Source organism: Streptococcus mitis (assembly GCF_008763935.1).
Lineage (GTDB): Bacteria > Bacillota > Bacilli > Lactobacillales > Streptococcaceae > Streptococcus > Streptococcus mitis_DB.
The window spans coordinates 114,812-133,747 of record NZ_VTQF01000001.1; the positions used below are offsets into that span (position 1 = coordinate 114,812).

An 18,936-nucleotide genomic window follows, 5' to 3' on the forward strand; every position below is an offset into this window, starting at 1 on the left:
TGGCGAACAACCTAAGAAAGATATCCCAGGTTACCGCTTCGTAGAGACTAAGAAACTTCCAAATGGTGATGTAGAACATGTCTACGAAAAAGTAACACCAGCAGCTCCAACACCCTCACCTGTTCCTCAACCAAATCCAGGCAACCAAAATATTACAACTTGGACAGATGAAAATGGTAATCCAGTGAAACCATCTGAGCCAGGTTCTAAGGAGCCAGGAACAATTCCAGGTTACGAATATGTGAAGACAGTGACAGATCCAAATGGAAATATCAGACATATCTTCAGAAAAGTTCAAACTCCAACCCCAGTTGAACCAAGTCAACCAGTTGAGCCAGCAACTCCAGCAATGCCTGAACAGCCAGCTAAACCTCAAGTACCGGCTACTCCATCACAACCAGTACAAGCAACAGCAGTGAAAGAAGCTGAAGCTAAGCGTGAATTGCCAAATACTGGTACAGAAGACAATGCTCGTCTTGCAGCACTTGGACTTCTCGGAGTATTGAGTGGATTTGGTCTTGTATCTCGCAAGAAGAAAGAAGACTAAGCTTTCTAATTGATATGATTTATTTACAATGAATATATCTGTTTAAACCTGATGAATCATTCGATTCATCAGGTTTTTTCGGCTCTTTGTTAACTGTAGTGGGTAGAAGAAAAGCTAAGCTCGAGAAAGGACAAATTTCGTCCTTTCTTTTTTTGAGTATAACAGCCATGTCGTTCATCTGAGATGTAAGTACTCCGTGGTTACCATCTACTAGTGAACCTATATGCGTAAACTACGTGAGCAATTGAATTCGAACTAGAGAGTTAATTAATAGATTTATGCTATAATCATGGCAGACTGTATGCGTTTGATTATAGTTCATCAAATAATAGATTAGAATTGTCAGATAATATAATTTTATGTTATAATGAAGAAAAAACAGAGGTGTTCAAATGTCAGAAGCAGGTCATAAGTTTTTAGCAAAACTGGGGAAAAAACGCTTACGCCCAGGTGGAAAACGTGCTACAGATTGGTTAATTGCGGAAGGAGGATTTTCAAAAGAAAAGAGAATACTAGAGGTTGCGTGTAATAGGGGAACTACAGCAATTGAGTTGGCACAGCGTTTTGGTTGTAAGATAACTGCTGTTGATATGGATGCTCAAGCTTTAGAAGTGGCTAAAAAATCTGCTGAAACGGCAGGTGTAGGTCATTTGATCAGTTTTGAAAGAGCAAATGCAATGAAACTTCCTTATGAAGATGCTAGTTTTGATATTGTCATAAACGAAGCTATGCTGACTATGCAAGCCGATCAAGCTAAGAAAAAATGTGTAATGGAATATCTAAGGGTTTTAAAACCTGAAGGTCTTCTCCTGACACATGATGTGCTTCTTAAGGAAGCTAAAGAGTCTGTCAGACAGGAATTGTCGCAAGCAATTCATGTAAATGTAGGTCCTTTAACTCAAGATGGTTGGGAACAGGTGATGATAGAATCAGGTTATTGTGATGTGAAAGTATTGACTGGTGAAATGACATTAATGAAATTATCGGGTATGATTTATGACGAAGGTTGGCTAGGAACCTTGAAAATTTGTGTAAATGCTTGTAAAAAGGAGAATAGAAAGCAGTTTTTAACTATGTATAAAATGTTCGCTAAGAATAAAAAGAACTTGGGCTTTATTGCTATGGCTAGTTATAAATCGTCAAATCGTTAGATAATCATTGAAGTTAACTTTTCCTTTTTTCTTTCTTAAAAAATATGCTATAATAGAGAGTAAAAAATTTGAAAGAAAGAAAAAGATGAATTTAAAAGATTATATTGCAACAATTGAAAATTATCCTAAGGAAGGCATCACCTTCCGTGATATTAGTCCTTTGATGGCTGATGGGAATGCTTATAGCTACGCTGTTCGTGAAATCGTTCAGTATGCGACTGACAAGAAAATTGACATGATTGTAGGTCCTGAGGCTCGTGGATTTATCGTGGGCTGTCCAGTTGCATTTGAATTGGGAATTGGTTTTGCACCTGTTCGTAAACCAGGTAAATTGCCACGCGAAGTTATTTCTGCTGACTATGAAAAAGAGTACGGTGTTGATACCTTGACTATGCACGCGGATGCCATCAAGCCAGGTCAACGTGTTCTTATCGTAGATGACCTCTTGGCAACAGGTGGAACTGTTAAGGCAACTATCGAAATGATTGAAAAACTTGGTGGTGTTGTAGCAGGTTGTGCCTTCCTTGTTGAATTGGATGAATTGAACGGCCGTGAAAAAATCGGTGACTACGATTACAAAGTTCTTATGCATTATTAATCAAAAACAGTCCCTAGGGCTGTTTTCTCTACATTAGGATATAAAAATAGACTATAGCTAGTTAGAGAAAAAGTATAATTGAAAACTATATCTTCTTGCAGTATAATAAAAGGACTAGATGTTTGAGATTTGGCTTCAAACATATGCAATGATTCCTGAAAGAGTACAGTTAGGAGAGGGTTATGCCGATTCGAATTGATAAAAAATTACCAGCTGTTGAGATTTTACGGACAGAGAACATCTTTGTCATGGATGATCAACGTGCGGCCCACCAAGATATCCGTCCTTTGAAGATTTTAATTTTAAATCTCATGCCACAGAAAATGGTCACAGAGACCCAGTTGCTGCGCCATTTGGCCAATACACCCCTGCAACTGGATATTGATTTTCTCTATATGGAGAGTCATCGTTCTAAAACAACTCGTTCAGAGCACATGGAGACCTTTTATAAAACTTTTCCTGAAGTTAAGGACGAGTATTTTGATGGGATGATTATCACGGGTGCTCCAGTTGAGCATTTACCATTTGAGGAAGTGGACTATTGGGAGGAATTCAGTCAGGTAATCGAGTGGTCCAAGACCCATGTCTATTCGACCCTTCATATCTGCTGGGGGGCTCAGGCTGGTCTTTATCTGCGTTATGGGGTGGAAAAATACCAGATGGACAGTAAGTTATCAGGTATCTATCCTCAGGATACTTTAAAGGAAGGTCATCTTCTCTTTAGAGGCTTTGACGATAGCTACGTTTCCCCTCATTCTCGGCACACGGAGATTTCTAAGGAAGAGGTCTTAAACAAAACCAATCTCGAGATTTTATCAGAAGGGCCACAGGTTGGGGTTTCAATTTTGGCTAGTCGTGATTTACGAGAAATTTATAGTTTTGGGCATTTGGAATATGACCGTGATACCTTGGCAAAAGAGTATTTTAGAGATCGTGACGCAGGTTTAGATCCACATATTCCAGAAAATTACTTTAAGGATGATGATGTCAACCAGACACCTTGTCTTTGTTGGTCTTCATCAGCAGCCCTCTTTTTCAGTAACTGGGTGAATTATGCGGTGTATCAGGAGACGCCTTTTGACTGGAGAAAAATAGAAGATGATGCATCTGCATTTGGGTATTTATAAGAGGAATTATGACATATTTAGACGCTTTTAAATCAGGGAACTTGGTTTTACCGAGTGCCCTGCTCGTGCATTTTAAGGAACTCTTTCCTTCTAGCGACGATTTTCTGGTCTGGCAATTTTTCTATTTGCAAAATACGACAGGTTTGGATGAAATGTCGCCAAGCCAGATTGCTGAAAGGATTGGCAAGGAAATTTCGGATGTCAATCAGGCCATTTCCAATCTTACGGAGAGGGGACTGCTTCAGTATCGTACTATCGAATTAAATGGCGAAATCGAATTGCTTTTTGATGCTAGTTTGGCATTGGAACGTTTGGATAATTTGCTTGGAGCTGCTCATTCAAGTTCAGACCAGTTGACACCTCAAAATCAGCTTAAGAATTTGGTGGAAACTTTCCAGCAGGAGTTGGGACGCTTGTTGACTCCTTTTGAGATTGAGGATTTGACCAAGACACTAAAGGAAGATGGGACCAGTGCTGACTTGATTAAGGAAGCTCTTCGTGAAGCTGTTTTGAATGGGAAACCAAACTGGAAGTACATTCAGGCGATTTTGAGAAACTGGCGTCATGAAGGTATCAAGAGTGTGGCTCAAATTGAGGCCAAGCGGGCAGAGAGAGAAGCAAGCAATCCTCAGTTGACACAGGTATCTGCAGATTTCAGAAATGCCATGGATCTTTGGAAGGATTAATCGTTACAAGCAGGATTGAAATCCGAGTAAGATTTGCAAGCTGTGTATAATTGTGATAAAATAAATAGAAAATAAATTGAAAAAAGAGGTATGTGAAATGTCACGTAAACCATTTATCGCTGGTAACTGGAAAATGAACAAAAATCCAGAAGAAGCTAAAGCATTCGTTGAAGCAGTTGCATCAAAACTTCCTTCATCAGATCTTGTTGAAGCAGGTATCGCAGCTCCAGCTCTTGATTTGACAACGGTTCTTGCAGCTGCAAAAGGTTCAAACCTTAAAGTTGCTGCTCAAAACTGCTACTTTGAAAATGCAGGTGCTTTCACTGGTGAAACAAGCCCACAAGTTTTGAAAGAAATCGGTACTGACTATGTTGTTATCGGTCACTCAGAACGCCGTGACTACTTCCATGAAACTGACGAAGATATCAACAAAAAAGCAAAAGCAATCTTTGCAAACGGTATGCTTCCAATCATCTGTTGTGGTGAGTCACTTGAAACTTACGAAGCTGGTAAAGCTGCTGAATTCGTAGGTGCTCAAGTATCTGCTGCATTGGCTGGATTGACTGCTGATCAAGTTGCTGCATCAGTTATCGCTTATGAGCCAATCTGGGCTATCGGTACTGGTAAATCAGCTTCACAAGACGATGCACAAAAAATGTGTAAAGTTGTCCGTGACGTTGTAGCTGCTGACTTCGGTCAAGAAGTGGCGGACAAAGTTCGTGTTCAATACGGTGGTTCTGTTAAACCTGAAAACGTTGCTTCATACATGGCTTGCCCAGACGTTGACGGTGCCCTTGTAGGTGGTGCGTCACTTGAAGCAGAAAGCTTCTTGGCTTTGCTTGACTTTGTAAAATAATCAGTAGCAAAAGCTAGGTGGAACAGCATTGAGATGTCTGTTCCATTTTTTATAGGAGAGGAAAGATTGAAAACAAAGATTGGAAAAATTGGATTAGCAAGTATCTGCTTACTAGGATTGGCAACTAGCCAGGTCGCTGCAAATGAAACTGAAGTGGCAAAAACTTCGCAGGATGCAACGACAGTTTCAAGTAGTTCAGAGCAAAATCAGTCTTCTAATAAAACTCAAACGAGTGCAGGTGTAAAGACCACTGCTTCTGCCCACTGGGAGGGGGATTATTATGTAAAGGCTGATGGTTCCAAAGCCAAGAGTGAGTGGATTTTTGATAACTACTATAAGGCTTGGTTCTATATTAAGTCAGACGGTCGTTATGCTCAAAATGAGTGGCAGGGCAATTACTACCTAAAATCAGGTGGTTATATGGCTAAGAATGAATGGGTTTATGATAACGCCTATAAGAATTGGTTTTACCTGAAATCCGATGGTTCTTATGCTAACCAGGAATGGCACTCTGCTGGAGGTAAATGGTACTATTTTAAAAAATGGGGCTATTTAGCTAAAAGCCAATGGCAAGGAAGTTATTTCCTAAATGGTCAAGGTGCTATGATGCAAAATGAATGGCTTTATGATCCAACTTATTCTTCTTATTTCTACCTTAAGGCGGATGGTTCTTATGCTAATGAACAGTGGCAAAAGATTGATGGCAAGTGGTATTATTTCAAGAAGTGGGGATACATGGCTCAAGATGAGTGGCATGGAAACTATTATTTGACAGGAAGTGGTGCTATGGCTACTGGTGAATTAGTCATGGATGATGCTCGCTATATTTTTTCTGACTCAGGTGAGTTAAAAGAAAAGAAAGACTTGAATGTTGGCTGGGTTCACCGAAATGGCAGACGTTATTTCTTTAACCATCGTGAAGAACAAGTTGGGACTGATCAAGTTAAAAAGGTCATCGATGTCAGTGAACACAATGGTCGTATCAGTGACTGGAAAAAAGTCATCGATGATAATGGAGTAGATGGAGTCATTGTTCGTTTGGGCTATAGTGGAACTGAGGACAAGGAATTGGCTCATAATATCAAGGAGTTAAACCGTCTTGGAATTCCTTACGGTGTTTACCTCTATACTTATGCTGAAAATGAGACCGATGCTGAGAATGATGCTAAGCAGACTATTGAACTCTTGAAGAAATACAAGATGAACTTGTCTTATCCAATCTACTATGATGTTGAAAATTGGGAGTATTTAAATAAGACCAAGAAAGCTCCGACCGACACAGCTACTTGGGTTAAAATTATCAATAAATATATGGAAACCATGAAGCATGCTGGTTACCAAAACGTGAAAGTTTATAGCTATCGTCAACTTTTGCAAACTCGTTTGAATCATCCTGATATTTTACAACATGTAAACTGGGTTGCAGCTTATACGGATGCGCTTGATTGGAATAATCCTCATTATTCAGGAGAAAAAGGATGGCAATATACTTCATCTGACTCTCTTAAAGGGATTCGAGGACGTGTGGATGTTAGCGTCTGGTATTAAGATGTAAAACTGAGAAAAGAGTGTACATTTGTATGCTCTTTTCTTTATTTTATCTCTGTTAAGAGAGATTGAAAGTGACTGGGTTTCATTCTAAAAAATTCTTAAATTATCAGTCTATTGCAACTTTTCTCATGTGAGTCATTTGGCTTGCTATTGGTTTTACTTAGTAGTATACTAAGGTAGTAATCATTAAGAAGTGGTTACAAAAAATAATAAACGAGGTAAAATAAAATGGTAGAATTGAAAAAAGAAGCAGTAAAAGACGTAACATCATTGACAAAAGTAGCGCCAGTAGCATTGGCAAAAACAAAGGAAGTATTGAACCAAGCTGTTGCTGATTTGTACGTAGCTCACGTTGCTTTGCACCAAGTACACTGGTATATGCGCGGTCGTGGTTTTCTTGTGTGGCATCCAAAAATGGATGAATACATGGACAGCCTTGATGGCTATCTTGACGAAATCAGCGAACGTTTGATTACACTTGGTGGCAGCCCATTCTCTACTTTGACAGAATTCCTTCAACATAGTGAAATCGAAGAAGAAGCTGGTGAATACCGTAATGTTGAAGAAAGCTTGGAACGTGTCCTAGATGTTTATCGTTATCTCATCACTCTGTTCCAAAAAGCTTTGGATGTTACTGATGAAGAAGGTGATGATGTGACAAACGATATCTTTGTTGGTGCTAAAGCTGAACTTGAGAAAACGGTTTGGATGCTTGCGGCAGAACTTGGACAAGCTCCCGGTTTGTAAGAAATAGAATAATCATATAAAAATCTGTAGGATGCCTCTTACGGATTTTTTTCTATTCTGTAAGCTATTCCAAACCAGTCTTTTTTTGAGTTTTTTGATAAAATAGTACTATCAGTGAAAAGGATGGAAGCATGACTAAGAAAATCGTAGCTATTTGGGCCCAGGATGAAGAGGGTGTGATTGGTAAGGACAATCGTCTGCCTTGGCATTTACCAGCAGAACTGCAACACTTTAAAGAAACAACTCTGAATCATGCTATCTTGATGGGGCGTGTGACCTTTGACGGGATGGGGCGTCGCTTGCTTCCAAAACGGGAGACTTTGATTTTGACTCGTAACCCAGAAGAAAAGATAGATGGGGTTGCTACTTTTCACGATATCCAGTCTGTTCTAGACTGGTATCAGGGTCAAGACAAGAATCTCTATATTATCGGTGGGAAGCAAATTTTTCAGGCTTTTGAGCCCTACCTTGATGAAGTGATTGTGACTCAAATTCATGCTCGGGTGGAAGGAGATACCTATTTTCCTGAGGAGTTTGACTTGTCTCTTTTTGAGACGGTTTCAAGCAAATCTTATACCAAAGATGACAAAAATCCTTATGATTTTACCATCCAATACCGCAAGAGAAAGGAAGTCTAATGGAACGTAGTATATTTGGTTTTTTCACAGCCATGCTGTGTTTGGTCTGCTTACTTGCAGGAGTACAGGCTTTTCGTAAAAAGCGCTATGGACTTTCTGTCCTGCTCTGGTTAAATGCCTTTACCAATTTGGTCAATAGTATCCATGCTTTTTACATGACCTTATTTTAGATAGAATAGAACGGAAGGAAATCATGCCTACAAATAGGAATAATGATATGATGGTTTATTGCTCATTTTGTGGCAAAAGCCAGGAAGAAGTACAAAAAATAATCGCAGGTAACAACGCCTTTATCTGTAATGAATGTGTGGAGTTAGCCCAGGAAATTATTCGGGAGGAGTTGGCTGAGGAAGTCTTGGCAGACTTGTCTGAAGTTCCAAAACCAATCGAACTTCTCCATATCTTGAACCACTACGTAATCGGTCAAGATCGTGCCAAGCGTGCCTTGGCAGTAGCTGTTTACAACCATTACAAACGCATCAATTTCCACGATACGCGTGAAGAGTCAGAAGATGTGGATTTGCAGAAGTCAAACATCTTGATGATTGGCCCAACTGGTTCGGGGAAAACTTTCCTTGCTCAGACCTTGGCTAAGAGCTTGAATGTACCTTTTGCAATTGCGGATGCGACAGCTCTTACGGAGGCTGGTTATGTAGGTGAGGATGTGGAAAATATCCTCCTCAAACTCTTGCAGGCTGCTGACTTTAACATTGAACGTGCAGAGCGTGGCATTATCTACGTGGATGAAATTGACAAGATTGCTAAGAAGAGCGAGAACGTGTCTATCACACGTGATGTTTCTGGTGAAGGGGTGCAACAAGCCCTTCTCAAGATTATCGAGGGAACAGTTGCAAGCGTGCCGCCTCAAGGTGGACGTAAACATCCACAACAAGAGATGATTCAAGTGGATACTAAAAATATCCTCTTCATCGTGGGTGGTGCCTTTGATGGTATTGAAGAAATCGTCAAACAACGTCTGGGTGAAAAAGTCATCGGATTTGGTCAAAACAATAAGGCGATTGACGAAAACAGCTCTTACATGCAAGAAATTATCGCAGAAGATATTCAAAAATTTGGTATTATCCCTGAGTTGATTGGACGCTTGCCAGTCTTTGCAGCTCTTGAGCAATTGACTGTTGATGACTTGGTTCGTATTTTGAAAGAGCCAAGAAATGCCTTGGTCAAACAGTACCAAACCTTGCTATCTTATGATGACGTTGAGTTGGAATTTGACGACGAAGCTCTTCAAGAGATTGCCAATAAAGCCATCGAACGCAAAACGGGTGCGCGTGGTCTTCGCTCCATCATCGAAGAAACCATGCTAGATGTCATGTTTGAAGTACCGAGTCAGGAAAATGTGAAATTGGTTCGCATTACTAAAGAAGCTGTTGATGGAACGGATAAACCAATCCTAGAAACAGCCTAGAGGTGACTATGGAACTTAATACACATAATGCTGAAATCTTGCTCAGTGCGGCTAATAAATCCCACTACCCACAGGATGAACTTCCAGAGATTGCTCTAGCAGGACGTTCAAATGTTGGTAAATCTAGCTTTATCAACACAATGCTGAACCGCAAGAATTTAGCCCGAACATCAGGTAAACCTGGTAAAACCCAGCTTCTTAATTTCTTTAACATTGACGACAAGATGCGCTTTGTGGATGTTCCTGGTTATGGCTATGCCCGTGTTTCTAAAAAGGAACGTGAAAAGTGGGGGCGAATGATAGAGGAGTACTTAACGACTCGGGAAAATCTCCGTGCAGTGGTCAGTCTAGTTGACCTTCGTCATGATCCGTCAGCAGATGATGTGCAGATGTACGAATTTCTCAAGTATTATGAGATTCCAGTCATCATTGTGGCAACCAAGGCGGACAAGATTCCTCGTGGTAAATGGAACAAGCATGAATCAGCAATCAAAAAGAAATTAAACTTTGACCCAAGTGACGACTTTATCCTCTTTTCATCTGTCAACAAGGCAGGGATGGATGAGGCTTGGGATGCAATCTTAGAAAAATTGTGAGGAAAAGAAAATGGCAAAAACAATTCATACAGATAAGGCCCCAAAGGCTATCGGACCATATGTTCAAGGAAAAATCGTTGGCAACCTTTTGTTTGCTAGCGGTCAAGTGCCCCTATCTCCTGAAACTGGGGAAATCGTTGGAGAAACGATCCAAGAACAGACAGAACAAGTCTTGAAAAACATCGGTGCTATTTTGGCTGAAGCAGGAACAGATTTTGACCATGTTGTCAAAACAACTTGCTTCTTGAGCGATATGAACGACTTTGTTCCTTTTAACGAGGTTTACCAAACGGCCTTTAAAGAGGAATTTCCAGCTCGTTCAGCAGTAGAGGTAGCTCGTCTTCCTCGTGATGTAAAAGTCGAAATCGAAGTCATCGCAGAGATTGGATAAGCTAGTTGAAGTTTGGTGTTGCCAAACTTCTTTTGATATAAGGAGAAAAAGATGACAAAGAAACAACTTCACTTGGTGATTGTGACAGGGATGAGTGGCGCAGGGAAAACAGTTGCTATTCAGTCCTTCGAAGATTTGGGTTATTTTACTATTGACAATATGCCGCCAGCTCTCTTGCCTAAGTTTTTGCAGTTGGTGGAAACAAAGGAAGACGACCATAAGTTGGCCTTGGTAGTGGATATGCGTAGCCGTTCTTTCTTTTCAGAAATTCAAGCTGTCTTGGATGAGTTGGAAAATCAAGATGATTTGGATTTCAAAATTCTCTTTTTGGATGCAGCTGATAAGGAATTGGTTGCTCGTTACAAGGAAACCAGACGGAGTCACCCACTAGCAGCAGACGGTCGTATTTTAGATGGAATCAAGTTGGAACGTGAACTCTTGGCACCTTTGAAAAATATGAGTCAAAATGTGGTGGATACGACTGAACTTACTCCTCGTGAGCTGCGTAAAACCATTGCAGAGCAGTTTTCAGATCAAGAGCAAGCCCAGTCTTTCCGTATCGAAGTCATGTCTTTTGGTTTTAAATATGGAATCCCAATTGATGCGGACCTAGTCTTTGATGTCCGTTTCTTGCCAAATCCCTATTACCTTCTAGAACTGAGAAACCAAACGGGTGTGGATGAACCAGTTTATGATTATGTCATGAACCATCCTGAGTCAGAAGACTTTTATCAGCATTTGTTGGCCTTGATTGAGCCGATTTTACCAAGTTACCAAAAGGAAGGGAAGTCCGTTTTGACCATTGCCATGGGTTGTACAGGTGGACAACACCGTAGTGTGGCCTTTGCTAAACGCTTGGCGCAGGACTTATCCAAGAATTGGCCTGTTAATGAAGGGCATCGCGACAAAGACCGAAGAAAGGAAACGGTAAACCGTTCATGAGAAAACCAAAAATAACGGTGATTGGTGGAGGGACTGGGATCCCTGTCATTCTAAAAAGTCTGCGGGAAAAAGATGTGGAAATCGCTGCTATCGTAACGGTGGCGGATGATGGTGGTTCTTCAGGTGAACTCCGAAAAAATATGCAGCAATTGACACCGCCAGGTGATCTTCGTAATGTCCTTGTGGCCATGTCGGATATGCCTAAGTTTTATGAAAAGGTCTTTCAATACCGCTTTTCTGAGGATGCTGGAGCCTTTGCTGGTCATCCATTGGGCAATCTCATTATTGCAGGTCTGTCAGAGATGCAGGGTTCGACCTATAATGCCATGCAGTTATTGAGCAAATTTTTCCATACAACTGGAAAGATTTATCCTTCCAGTGACCATCCTTTGACCCTGCACGCAGTCTTTCAGGATGGGACAGAGGTGGCTGGAGAGAGCCATATTGCAGACCATCCAGGTATGATTGACCATGTCTATGTAACCAATACCCTCAACGATGATACTCCTCTGGCCAGTCGTCGAGTAGTGCAGACTATTCTTGAAAGTGACATGATTGTCCTCGGACCTGGTTCCCTCTTTACCTCTATTTTGCCCAATATCGTGATTAAGGAAATCGGGCAAGCGCTTTTGGAAACCAAGGCAGAAATCGCCTATGTCTGCAATATCATGACCCAACGTGGGGAGACAGAACACTTTACAGATAGTGATCACGTGGAAGTCTTGCATCGTCACCTTGGCCGACCTTTTATCGACACTGTCTTGGTGAATATCGAAAAAGTGCCTCAGGAATACATGAATTCCAACCGGTTTGATGAATATTTGGTGCAGGTGGAACATGATTTTGCTGGTCTTTGTAAGCAAGTTCCGCGTGTGATTTCATCCAACTTCCTTCGTCTGGAAAATGGGGGTGCCTTCCACGATGGAGATTTGATTGTGGACGAGTTGATGCGCATCATACAGGTGAGAAAATGAGTTTCACAGTAGCAGTAAAAGAAGAAATCCTAGGTCAGCACCATCTAAGCCGACATGAATTATCTGCCATTATCAAGATGTCTGGTAGCATCGGTCTCTCGACTTCGGGCTTGACCTTGTCAGTCGTGACAGAAAATGCCAAGCTGGCTCGTCACCTCTATGAGTCCTTTCTCCATTTCTATGAAATCAAATCAGAAATCCGACACCACCAGAGGAGCAATCTTCGCAAGAATCGAGTCTATACCGTTTTTACAGATGAAAAGGTACAGGATTTGTTGAGCGATTTGCACTTGGCAGACTCCTTTTTTGGCCTAGAAACAGGTATTGATGAGGCGATTTTATCGGATGAGGAAGCGGGTCGTGCTTATCTCTGTGGTGCTTTCTTGGCAAATGGAAGCATTCGTGACCCTGAGTCAGGCAAGTACCAGCTGGAAATCAGTTCTGTTTATTTGGACCACGCGCAAGGGATTGCCTCCCTTCTCCAGCAGTTTTTACTGGATGCCAAGGTTCTTGAGCGCAAGAAGGGAGCTGTGACCTATCTCCAGCGAGCCGAAGATATTATGGACTTCTTGATTGTCATCGGAGCCATGCAGGCGCGTGATGATTTTGAGCGGGTTAAGATTTTGCGAGAAACTCGTAACGACCTCAATCGGGCCAATAATGCCGAGACAGCTAATATCGCTCGGACAGTCTCTGCCAGCATGAAGACTATCAACAATATCAGCAAAATCAAAGATATCATGGGCTTAGAAAACCTGCCAGTGGATTTGCAGGAAGTGGCGCAGCTGCGGATTCAGCACCCAGACTACTCTATCCAGCAGTTAGCAGATAGCCTCAGCAATCCCCTTACAAAAAGTGGTGTCAACCACAGACTCAGAAAAATAAACAAGATTGCTGATGAACTATAAAACCACGAATCGTAGGACTCGTGGTTCTTTTTTATAAACTAGTTGAGTGTTTTGGTTGTACTTTTTGCTCAGGGTCGATGTAGTTGATAGCATTGTTGACAGCAGTTGGAGCTTCTCCGAGACCTGTCGCAATCAGGTCAATTTTTCCTTCATAGTAGCAGCAGTCACCGATAGCATAGATACCTGCTTTGCTAGATTCTTGCTTGCTATTGACGATAATCTTGTGACGGTTGAGGTCCAGACCCCAGTTTTTAAGGTTACCAACAGAAGATTTGAAACCATAGTTGACAAAGAGGTGGTCTATGTCAATAGTTTCTGTTTCATCAGATTTAACTTTTGTGATTTCCAATTTGTCAAGCGTTTTTCCATCTCCAAGGAGTTGGCTAGGAACGAATGGTGTCTTGATGGATACAGATGATTCTTGTAAGGCTTGAACACTGTGCTCCAAGGCGCGGAAATTATCTCTGCGGTGAACAAGGGTAGTTGGTGCAATTTTTTCAAAAGCCAAAGCCCAATCCACAGCCGAGTCTCCTCCACCAAGAATCGTCACTTTCTTACCAGCGTATTGCTGGATGTTGGAAACGTGGTAGTGGATATTTTCATAGCCTTCAACGCCTTCTAGTTCTAGAGGACGTGGTTTAAAGGCACCGCCACCCATAGCGATGATAACTGTTTTAGTCAGGTGACTTCCTTTAGAAGTTGTGATGACAAATCCTTCTTCTTGTTTTTCAATCTCAAGAACCGTTTCATTGAGATGAATAGGGGTATCAAATTCATTTAATTGCTCGATTAGACGGTTAGTCAACTCTTCTCCAGTCAGATTTGGGAAACCTGGGACGTCGAGTATTTCCTTTTCAGGATAGAGAATAGCAGGTTGGCCACCTAGTTGGGGAAGGGAGTCGATGATTTGGACCTTGGCTTGGCGTAGGTGGGCATAGAAGGCTGCAAAAAGCCCGACAGGACCACCACCTACAATGGTAATATCATAGAGTTGAGACATGGTTTCTCCTTTGTTTTTTCTAGTCAGTTTATTTTATCATATTTTTCCTTAATTTAAAATGAAGTAGGATAGGGAAAAAAATGCCAGAAAAATGGTATAATAGAAAGGAACGTGTTTGGACAGAGAGGAGACAGCAGATGAACTTTCAACAATTATCCAACCTGCAATATTGGACTAGCTTGTTTTCTAGTCCTTGGAGTATTGCCATCAATGTGTTTGATATTTTGATTGTGGCCTATATTTTATATCGTTTTACAAAAGCGATAGCTGGCACCAAGATTATGATTTTGGTGCGTGGGGTCGTGATCTTTGTATTAGCCCAGGTTGTGGCCAATATCCTTGATTTAACAACGATTTCTTGGTTGATTAATCAGATTATCACCTATGGGGTTATTGCTGCGGTTGTTATCTTCTCTCCAGAGATTCGGACTGGTTTGGAACGCTTGGGAAGGGCGACAGATTTCTTTTCTACTGCTCAAATTAGTGCAGAGGAGCAAATGATTCGTGCCTTTGTCAAGTCGGTTGAATATATGAGTCCTCGTAAGATTGGTGCTCTGGTTGCCATCCAACGAGTTCGGACCTTACAAGAATACATCGCTACAGGTATTCCCTTGGATGCCAATATTTCAGCTGAACTCCTTATTAATATCTTTATCCCCAACACTCCTCTACATGACGGTGCTGTGATTATCAGAGAAAATCGGATTGCGGTAACTTCTGCCTATCTGCCCTTGACAGAAAGCACAGGGATTTCCAAGGAATTTGGGACCAGACACCGGGCGGCTATCGGCTTATCAGAAGTGTCCGATGCCTTGACCTTTATCGTCTCAGAGGAAACAGGTGGTATTTCTATTACCTACAATGGGGTCTTCAAACATGACTTGACGATTGAAGAATTTGAAGCAGAGCTACGAACAATACTTTTGCCAGCTGTTGAGGAAAAAGTCAGTTTTAAGGACCGTTTGCTAGGAGGTTGGAAATATGAGAAAAAATAGTCTATATATCATTTCATCTCTCTTTTTTGCTTGTGTCTTATTTATCTATGCGACGTCAACCAACTTTCAAAATAGCAATACCGCAAGGCAGGTCAAATCAGAAACCTACACCAATACGATAACGAACGTTCCTATCGATATTCACTATGATAATGACCAGTATTTCATTAGTGGATTTGCATCAGAAGTTTCAGTGATATTAACCGGAGCTAATCGTGTGACCTTGGCCAGCGAAATGCAGGAGAGCACTCGTAAGTTTAAGGTCACAGCGGATTTGACGGATGCCAGTGTTGGAACGATTGAAGTTCCCTTGAATATTGAAAATCTTCCAAGCGGATTGACCGCTGTGGCAACGCCTCAAAAGATTACAGTGAAAGTTGGGAAGAAGGTTAAGCGAGATGGGATGATTGTTGTGCCACAAGTTGACCAAAGCCAGATTGATTCCAAGCTACAAATTGATAGTGTAACCGTGTCAAACGAACGAGTTTCTGTCACAACTGACCAAGAAACACTAGCTAAAATTGATCGTATTATTGCGCTTTTACCAACTAGCGAACGGATTACAGGAAATTACAGTGGTTCAGTACCTTTGCAGGCAATCGACCGTAATGGTGTTGTCTTACAGGCAGTTATTACTCCGTTCGACACAACAATGAAGGTGACTACAAAACCAGTAGCACCAAGTTCAAGTACATCAAATTCAACTACAAGCAGTTCGTCGGAGACATCTTCGTCAACGAAAGCAACTAGTTCAAAAACGAATTAAAAATAGGAAAAGGATTTTATAAAAATGGGTAAATATTTTGGGACTGATGGAGTCCGTGGAGAAGCTAACGTAGAATTAACGCCAGAATTGGCCTTTAAGCTAGGACGTTTTGGAGGATATGTTCTTAGCCAACATGAAACGGAAGCACCGAAAGTTTTTGTAGGACGTGATACACGTATTTCAGGAGAAATGCTAGAATCAGCCTTGGTGGCGGGACTCCTTTCTGTGGGGATTCACGTATACAAACTAGGCGTTCTGGCAACACCAGCAGTAGCTTACTTGGTCAAAACTGAAGGAGCAAGTGCCGGTGTCATGATTTCTGCTAGTCACAACCCAGCCCTTGATAATGGGATTAAGTTCTTTGGTGGTGATGGCTTCAAACTAGATGATGAAAAAGAAGCAGAAATTGAAGCCCTGCTAGATGCTGCAGAAGATACTCTTCCTCGTCCAAGTGCTGAAGGCTTGGGAACCTTGGTAGATTATCCAGAAGGCTTGCGTAAGTATGAGGGCTACCTTATTTCAACTGGAACTACTCTTGATGGAATGAAGGTTGCCTTGGATACAGCTAATGGTGCCGCTTCTACTAGTGCCCGTCAAATCTTTGCAGACCTTGGAGCTCAATTGACTGTTATCGGGGAAACACCAGATGGTCTTAACATCAACCTTAATGTTGGTTCAACCCACCCAGAAATCCTTCAAGAAGTGGTCAAAGAAAGCGGTTCAGCTATTGGTTTGGCCTTTGATGGAGACAGTGACCGTTTGATTGCTGTTGATGAAAATGGGGACATCGTTGATGGTGACAAAATCATGTACATTATCGGGAAATACCTTTCTGAAAAAGGACAATTGGCTCAAAATACAATCGTGACAACTGTTATGTCTAACCTTGGTTTCCACAAGGCCTTGGACCGTGAAGGCATTAACAAGGCAGTCACTGCAGTTGGCGACCGCTATGTTGTGGAAGAAATGAGAAAATCAGGCTACAACCTTGGTGGTGAACAGTCTGGTCACGTCATCTTGATGGATTACAATACCACAGGTGATGGTCAATTATCAGCTGTCCAATTGACTAAAATCATGAAGGAAACTGGTAAGAGTTTGTCAGAGTTGGCAGTAGAAGTAACCATCTATCCACAAAAATTAGTCAATATCCGAGTGGAAAATGCCATGAAGGAAAAGGCTATGGAAGTGCCAGCTATTAAGGCTATCATCGAGAAGATGGAAGAAGAAATGGCAGGGAATGGCCGTATCCTAGTACGCCCAAGTGGAACAGAGCCCCTCTTGCGTGTTATGGCAGAAGCGCCTACAACAGAAGAAGTGGACTACTATGTTGATACCATCGCAGACGTAGTTCGAGCTGAAATCGGGATTGACTAAATCCTAGAAAACTAGATGAAAATAAAAAATTATGGTACAATAGCTTATAATATTGTAGCCAAGGGAGAAAGACATGAATCTTAAACGTGAACAAGAATTTGTTAGTCAGTATCATTTTGATGCGCGTAATTTTGAATGGGAAAATGAAAATGGAGCTCCTGAAACTAAGGTGGATGTGAACTTCCAATTACTCCAACATGACCAAGAAAATCAAGTGACTTCTTTAGTGGTTGTCTTAAGTTTTATGATTGTCTTTGACAAATTTGTTATCAGTGGAACCATTTCACAGGTGAACCATATCGATGGTCGTATTGTTAACGAACCAAGTGAATTGAACCAAGAAGAAGTGGAAACCTTGGCTCGTCCATGTTTGAACATGCTCAACCGTTTGACTTACGAAGTAACTGAAATTGCATTAGACTTACCAGGAATCAATTTGGAGTTCTAATATGAAATTAGCTGTTATCACAGATTCCTCTGCCTATCTCAGTGCAGAGGCCTTGCAAAGAGAAGATTTATATGTCTTGGATATTCCTGTCAATATTGATGGTGAGGAGTATGTCGAAGGTATTAATCTGACTGCTGAGGAATTTTACCAAAAAATGGCTCAGGCTTCTGAATTGCCTAAGACCAGTCAACCAAGTATTGCCAAGTTAGATGAGATTCTAACTTCGCTCAAAGAACAAGGTTATACACATGCTTTGGGGCTTTTCCTATCTTCTGGAATTTCAGGTTTTTACCAAAATATCCAGTACATGGTCGATGACTATGAGGGCTTAACCATTGCCTTCCCAGACACTTTGATTACAAGTGCTCCTTTGGGTATCATGGTTGAAAGTGTCTTTAACTGGCGAGACCAGGGCGATGATTTTGCTATCATTCAGGATAAGCTAGCTATTCAGATTAGTCATACATCTGCTTTCATCATGGTGGATGACTTGGACCACTTGGTTAAAGGGGGACGCCTTTCAAATGGAGCTGCGATTTTGGGCAATCTGCTAAGCATTAAGCCGATTCTTTATTTTAATGACCAAGGTGTGATTGAAGTGTACGAAAAAGTTCGTACTGAAAAGAAAGCAACCAAGCGTTTAATTGAGATTATCAAGGAAGCAACAGCTTCAGGCCAATACCGTATCATTGTCATTCACGGGAATGCTCCTGAAAAGGCTGAAGAATTGCGTCAGCACTTGCTAGATTCTGAAGTGGGTACGGATATTTCACTTGCTACATTTGGTAGTGTCATTGGAACACACCTAGGAGCAGGAAGTATTGCTCTGGGTTATATTCCAGTGATTTAGTTAGCACTTCTAGACTAGTTAAGAAGGCTTGTATCTTAGAAATTGAACACGGACTACCTGCCTCTTGAAAAAAGATGTCTGTCTTGCCTTTTGTGGAAAGTCAGCGCCATCCCCTATTTTTCACGGGCAGCTAAGGCCCTTTGTATCTTGATAATTGAACACGCCTGGAACCCTCTGTGAAAAAGATAGTTCTTCCAAGGAGGGAGGAGACACTCCTTGATTAGAACTCCTATTTTCACTCTGTGTTCTTACAGGCTTTGTATCTTAGAAATTGAACACGGACTACCTGCCTCTTGAAAAAAGATGCCTGTCTTGCCTTTCATGGAAAGTCAGCGTCATTCCCTATTTTTCAAGGGCAGCTA

Annotated in this window: 22 protein-coding genes; 21 read left to right on the forward strand and 1 reads right to left on the reverse strand. The window is 41.4% G+C overall.

What is annotated here, in order from left to right; translation table 11 throughout:
- The 16 genes from F9B91_RS11370 to whiA all read left to right on the forward strand — a co-directional run.
- A partial coding sequence (locus F9B91_RS11370) for an LPXTG cell wall anchor domain-containing protein (RefSeq protein WP_225306537.1) occupies nucleotides 1–547 on the forward strand: 547 nt, incomplete at its 5' end.
- A 392-nt stretch (nucleotides 548–939) separates the two neighbouring features.
- A complete protein-coding gene (locus F9B91_RS00530; protein WP_150922229.1) occupies nucleotides 940–1,698 on the forward strand; it encodes a class I SAM-dependent methyltransferase in 759 nt (252 codons plus the stop codon).
- 85 nt (nucleotides 1,699–1,783) lie between these two features.
- Nucleotides 1,784–2,296 (forward strand): adenine phosphoribosyltransferase, encoded by a 513-nt coding sequence (locus F9B91_RS00535; RefSeq protein ID WP_001049318.1) that lies wholly within the window; start codon nucleotides 1,784–1,786, stop codon nucleotides 2,294–2,296.
- A gap of 182 nt (nucleotides 2,297–2,478) precedes the next feature.
- Entirely contained in the window at nucleotides 2,479–3,423 is a 945-nt protein-coding gene (gene metA / locus F9B91_RS00540; protein ID WP_054367748.1) for a homoserine O-acetyltransferase MetA, read from the forward strand.
- 8 nt (nucleotides 3,424–3,431) lie between these two features.
- Nucleotides 3,432–4,109, forward strand: coding sequence for a DnaD domain-containing protein (locus F9B91_RS00545; RefSeq protein WP_150922230.1), 678 nt, complete (start codon nucleotides 3,432–3,434; stop codon nucleotides 4,107–4,109).
- A gap of 97 nt (nucleotides 4,110–4,206) precedes the next feature.
- Entirely contained in the window at nucleotides 4,207–4,965 is a 759-nt protein-coding gene (gene tpiA / locus F9B91_RS00550; RefSeq protein ID WP_049540866.1) for a triose-phosphate isomerase, read from the forward strand.
- A gap of 33 nt (nucleotides 4,966–4,998) precedes the next feature.
- A complete protein-coding gene (gene lytC / locus F9B91_RS00555; RefSeq protein ID WP_150922231.1) occupies nucleotides 4,999–6,513 on the forward strand; it encodes a choline binding-anchored murein hydrolase LytC in 1,515 nt (504 codons plus the stop codon).
- A gap of 231 nt (nucleotides 6,514–6,744) precedes the next feature.
- Nucleotides 6,745–7,263: a Dps family protein gene (locus F9B91_RS00560; RefSeq protein ID WP_000229886.1), complete on the forward strand. Its 519-nt coding sequence runs from the start codon at nucleotides 6,745–6,747 to the stop codon at nucleotides 7,261–7,263.
- A 131-nt stretch (nucleotides 7,264–7,394) separates the two neighbouring features.
- Nucleotides 7,395–7,901 carry a dihydrofolate reductase gene (locus F9B91_RS00565; protein ID WP_060627749.1) on the forward strand — a complete coding sequence of 169 codons (507 nt, stop codon included), beginning with the start codon at nucleotides 7,395–7,397 and terminating at the stop codon, nucleotides 7,899–7,901.
- Nucleotides 7,901–8,071, forward strand: coding sequence for a hypothetical protein (locus F9B91_RS00570; protein WP_045612102.1), 171 nt, complete (start codon nucleotides 7,901–7,903; stop codon nucleotides 8,069–8,071). The genes F9B91_RS00565 and F9B91_RS00570 overlap by 1 nt, the downstream gene beginning before the upstream one ends.
- A gap of 23 nt (nucleotides 8,072–8,094) precedes the next feature.
- Nucleotides 8,095–9,327 (forward strand): ATP-dependent Clp protease ATP-binding subunit ClpX, encoded by a 1,233-nt coding sequence (gene clpX, locus F9B91_RS00575; RefSeq protein WP_012972566.1) that lies wholly within the window; start codon nucleotides 8,095–8,097, stop codon nucleotides 9,325–9,327.
- A gap of 8 nt (nucleotides 9,328–9,335) precedes the next feature.
- The gene (gene yihA / locus F9B91_RS00580; protein ID WP_000422604.1) at nucleotides 9,336–9,923 is read left to right on the forward strand and encodes a ribosome biogenesis GTP-binding protein YihA/YsxC; all 588 of its coding nucleotides are present in this window, start codon (nucleotides 9,336–9,338) and stop codon (nucleotides 9,921–9,923) included.
- Between the two features lie 10 nt (nucleotides 9,924–9,933).
- Nucleotides 9,934–10,314, forward strand: a complete 381-nt coding sequence (locus tag F9B91_RS00585) for a RidA family protein (RefSeq protein ID WP_001140420.1) — start codon at nucleotides 9,934–9,936, stop codon at nucleotides 10,312–10,314.
- Nucleotides 10,315–10,365: 51 nt separating this feature from the next.
- Nucleotides 10,366–11,256, forward strand: coding sequence for an RNase adapter RapZ (rapZ, locus tag F9B91_RS00590; RefSeq protein ID WP_084925753.1), 891 nt, complete (start codon nucleotides 10,366–10,368; stop codon nucleotides 11,254–11,256).
- The gene (locus F9B91_RS00595; protein ID WP_001231075.1) at nucleotides 11,253–12,230 is read left to right on the forward strand and encodes a YvcK family protein; all 978 of its coding nucleotides are present in this window, start codon (nucleotides 11,253–11,255) and stop codon (nucleotides 12,228–12,230) included. The genes rapZ and F9B91_RS00595 overlap by 4 nt, the downstream gene beginning before the upstream one ends.
- The gene (whiA, locus tag F9B91_RS00600; RefSeq protein WP_150922232.1) at nucleotides 12,227–13,138 is read left to right on the forward strand and encodes a DNA-binding protein WhiA; all 912 of its coding nucleotides are present in this window, start codon (nucleotides 12,227–12,229) and stop codon (nucleotides 13,136–13,138) included. The genes F9B91_RS00595 and whiA overlap by 4 nt, the downstream gene beginning before the upstream one ends.
- Nucleotides 13,139–13,169: 31 nt before the next feature.
- On the opposite strand, the gene F9B91_RS00605 is transcribed toward whiA, so the two are convergent.
- Nucleotides 13,170–14,138 (reverse strand): NAD(P)/FAD-dependent oxidoreductase, encoded by a 969-nt coding sequence (locus tag F9B91_RS00605; RefSeq protein WP_150922233.1) that lies wholly within the window; start codon nucleotides 14,136–14,138, stop codon nucleotides 13,170–13,172.
- Between the two features lie 137 nt (nucleotides 14,139–14,275).
- Here F9B91_RS00605 and cdaA point away from each other — a divergent pair, with 137 nt between their 5' ends.
- The 5 genes from cdaA (at nucleotide 14,276) to F9B91_RS00630 (ending at nucleotide 18,574) form a co-directional block, all read left to right on the forward strand.
- Complete coding sequence (cdaA, locus tag F9B91_RS00610) at nucleotides 14,276–15,133, forward strand: diadenylate cyclase CdaA (RefSeq protein ID WP_150922234.1); 858 nt, start codon at nucleotides 14,276–14,278, stop codon at nucleotides 15,131–15,133.
- Complete coding sequence (locus F9B91_RS00615; RefSeq protein ID WP_150922235.1) at nucleotides 15,120–15,899, forward strand: YbbR-like domain-containing protein; 780 nt, start codon at nucleotides 15,120–15,122, stop codon at nucleotides 15,897–15,899. Before cdaA ends, F9B91_RS00615 begins: the two co-directional genes overlap by 14 nt.
- Before the next feature lie 24 nt (nucleotides 15,900–15,923).
- Nucleotides 15,924–17,276, forward strand: a complete 1,353-nt coding sequence (gene glmM / locus F9B91_RS00620) for a phosphoglucosamine mutase (RefSeq protein WP_125454995.1) — start codon at nucleotides 15,924–15,926, stop codon at nucleotides 17,274–17,276.
- A 73-nt stretch (nucleotides 17,277–17,349) separates the two neighbouring features.
- Nucleotides 17,350–17,724, forward strand: coding sequence for a DUF1149 family protein (locus F9B91_RS00625; protein WP_060627763.1), 375 nt, complete (start codon nucleotides 17,350–17,352; stop codon nucleotides 17,722–17,724).
- 1 nt (nucleotide 17,725) lies between these two features.
- Entirely contained in the window at nucleotides 17,726–18,574 is an 849-nt protein-coding gene (locus F9B91_RS00630; protein ID WP_150922236.1) for a DegV family protein, read from the forward strand.
- Nucleotides 18,575–18,936: the final 362 nt, after the last annotated feature.

Excerpts from the sequence above, each read along its gene's own strand:
- F9B91_RS00560 (WP_000229886.1), top strand. The coding sequence starts at position 6,745 with ATGGTAGAATTGAAAAAAGAAGCAGTAAAAGACGTAACATCATTGACA.
- whiA (WP_150922232.1), top strand. The coding sequence starts at position 12,227 with ATGAGTTTCACAGTAGCAGTAAAAGAAGAAATCCTAGGTCAGCACCAT.
- F9B91_RS00605 (WP_150922233.1), bottom strand. The coding sequence starts at position 14,138 with ATGTCTCAACTCTATGATATTACCATTGTAGGTGGTGGTCCTGTCGGG.
- F9B91_RS00530 (WP_150922229.1), top strand. The coding sequence starts at position 940 with ATGTCAGAAGCAGGTCATAAGTTTTTAGCAAAACTGGGGAAAAAACGC.
- F9B91_RS00615 (WP_150922235.1), top strand. The coding sequence starts at position 15,120 with ATGAGAAAAAATAGTCTATATATCATTTCATCTCTCTTTTTTGCTTGT.
- F9B91_RS00585 (WP_001140420.1), top strand. The coding sequence starts at position 9,934 with ATGGCAAAAACAATTCATACAGATAAGGCCCCAAAGGCTATCGGACCA.
- metA (WP_054367748.1), top strand. The coding sequence starts at position 2,479 with ATGCCGATTCGAATTGATAAAAAATTACCAGCTGTTGAGATTTTACGG.
- F9B91_RS00595 (WP_001231075.1), top strand. The coding sequence starts at position 11,253 with ATGAGAAAACCAAAAATAACGGTGATTGGTGGAGGGACTGGGATCCCT.
- clpX (WP_012972566.1), top strand. The coding sequence starts at position 8,095 with ATGCCTACAAATAGGAATAATGATATGATGGTTTATTGCTCATTTTGT.
- tpiA (WP_049540866.1), top strand. The coding sequence starts at position 4,207 with ATGTCACGTAAACCATTTATCGCTGGTAACTGGAAAATGAACAAAAAT.
- F9B91_RS00630 (WP_150922236.1), top strand. The coding sequence starts at position 17,726 with ATGAAATTAGCTGTTATCACAGATTCCTCTGCCTATCTCAGTGCAGAG.
- F9B91_RS00565 (WP_060627749.1), top strand. The coding sequence starts at position 7,395 with ATGACTAAGAAAATCGTAGCTATTTGGGCCCAGGATGAAGAGGGTGTG.
- F9B91_RS00570 (WP_045612102.1), top strand. The coding sequence starts at position 7,901 with ATGGAACGTAGTATATTTGGTTTTTTCACAGCCATGCTGTGTTTGGTC.
- lytC (WP_150922231.1), top strand. The coding sequence starts at position 4,999 with ATGTCTGTTCCATTTTTTATAGGAGAGGAAAGATTGAAAACAAAGATT.
- F9B91_RS00545 (WP_150922230.1), top strand. The coding sequence starts at position 3,432 with ATGACATATTTAGACGCTTTTAAATCAGGGAACTTGGTTTTACCGAGT.
- rapZ (WP_084925753.1), top strand. The coding sequence starts at position 10,366 with ATGACAAAGAAACAACTTCACTTGGTGATTGTGACAGGGATGAGTGGC.
- F9B91_RS00625 (WP_060627763.1), top strand. The coding sequence starts at position 17,350 with ATGAATCTTAAACGTGAACAAGAATTTGTTAGTCAGTATCATTTTGAT.
- F9B91_RS00535 (WP_001049318.1), top strand. The coding sequence starts at position 1,784 with ATGAATTTAAAAGATTATATTGCAACAATTGAAAATTATCCTAAGGAA.
- yihA (WP_000422604.1), top strand. The coding sequence starts at position 9,336 with ATGGAACTTAATACACATAATGCTGAAATCTTGCTCAGTGCGGCTAAT.
- cdaA (WP_150922234.1), top strand. The coding sequence starts at position 14,276 with ATGAACTTTCAACAATTATCCAACCTGCAATATTGGACTAGCTTGTTT.
- glmM (WP_125454995.1), top strand. The coding sequence starts at position 15,924 with ATGGGTAAATATTTTGGGACTGATGGAGTCCGTGGAGAAGCTAACGTA.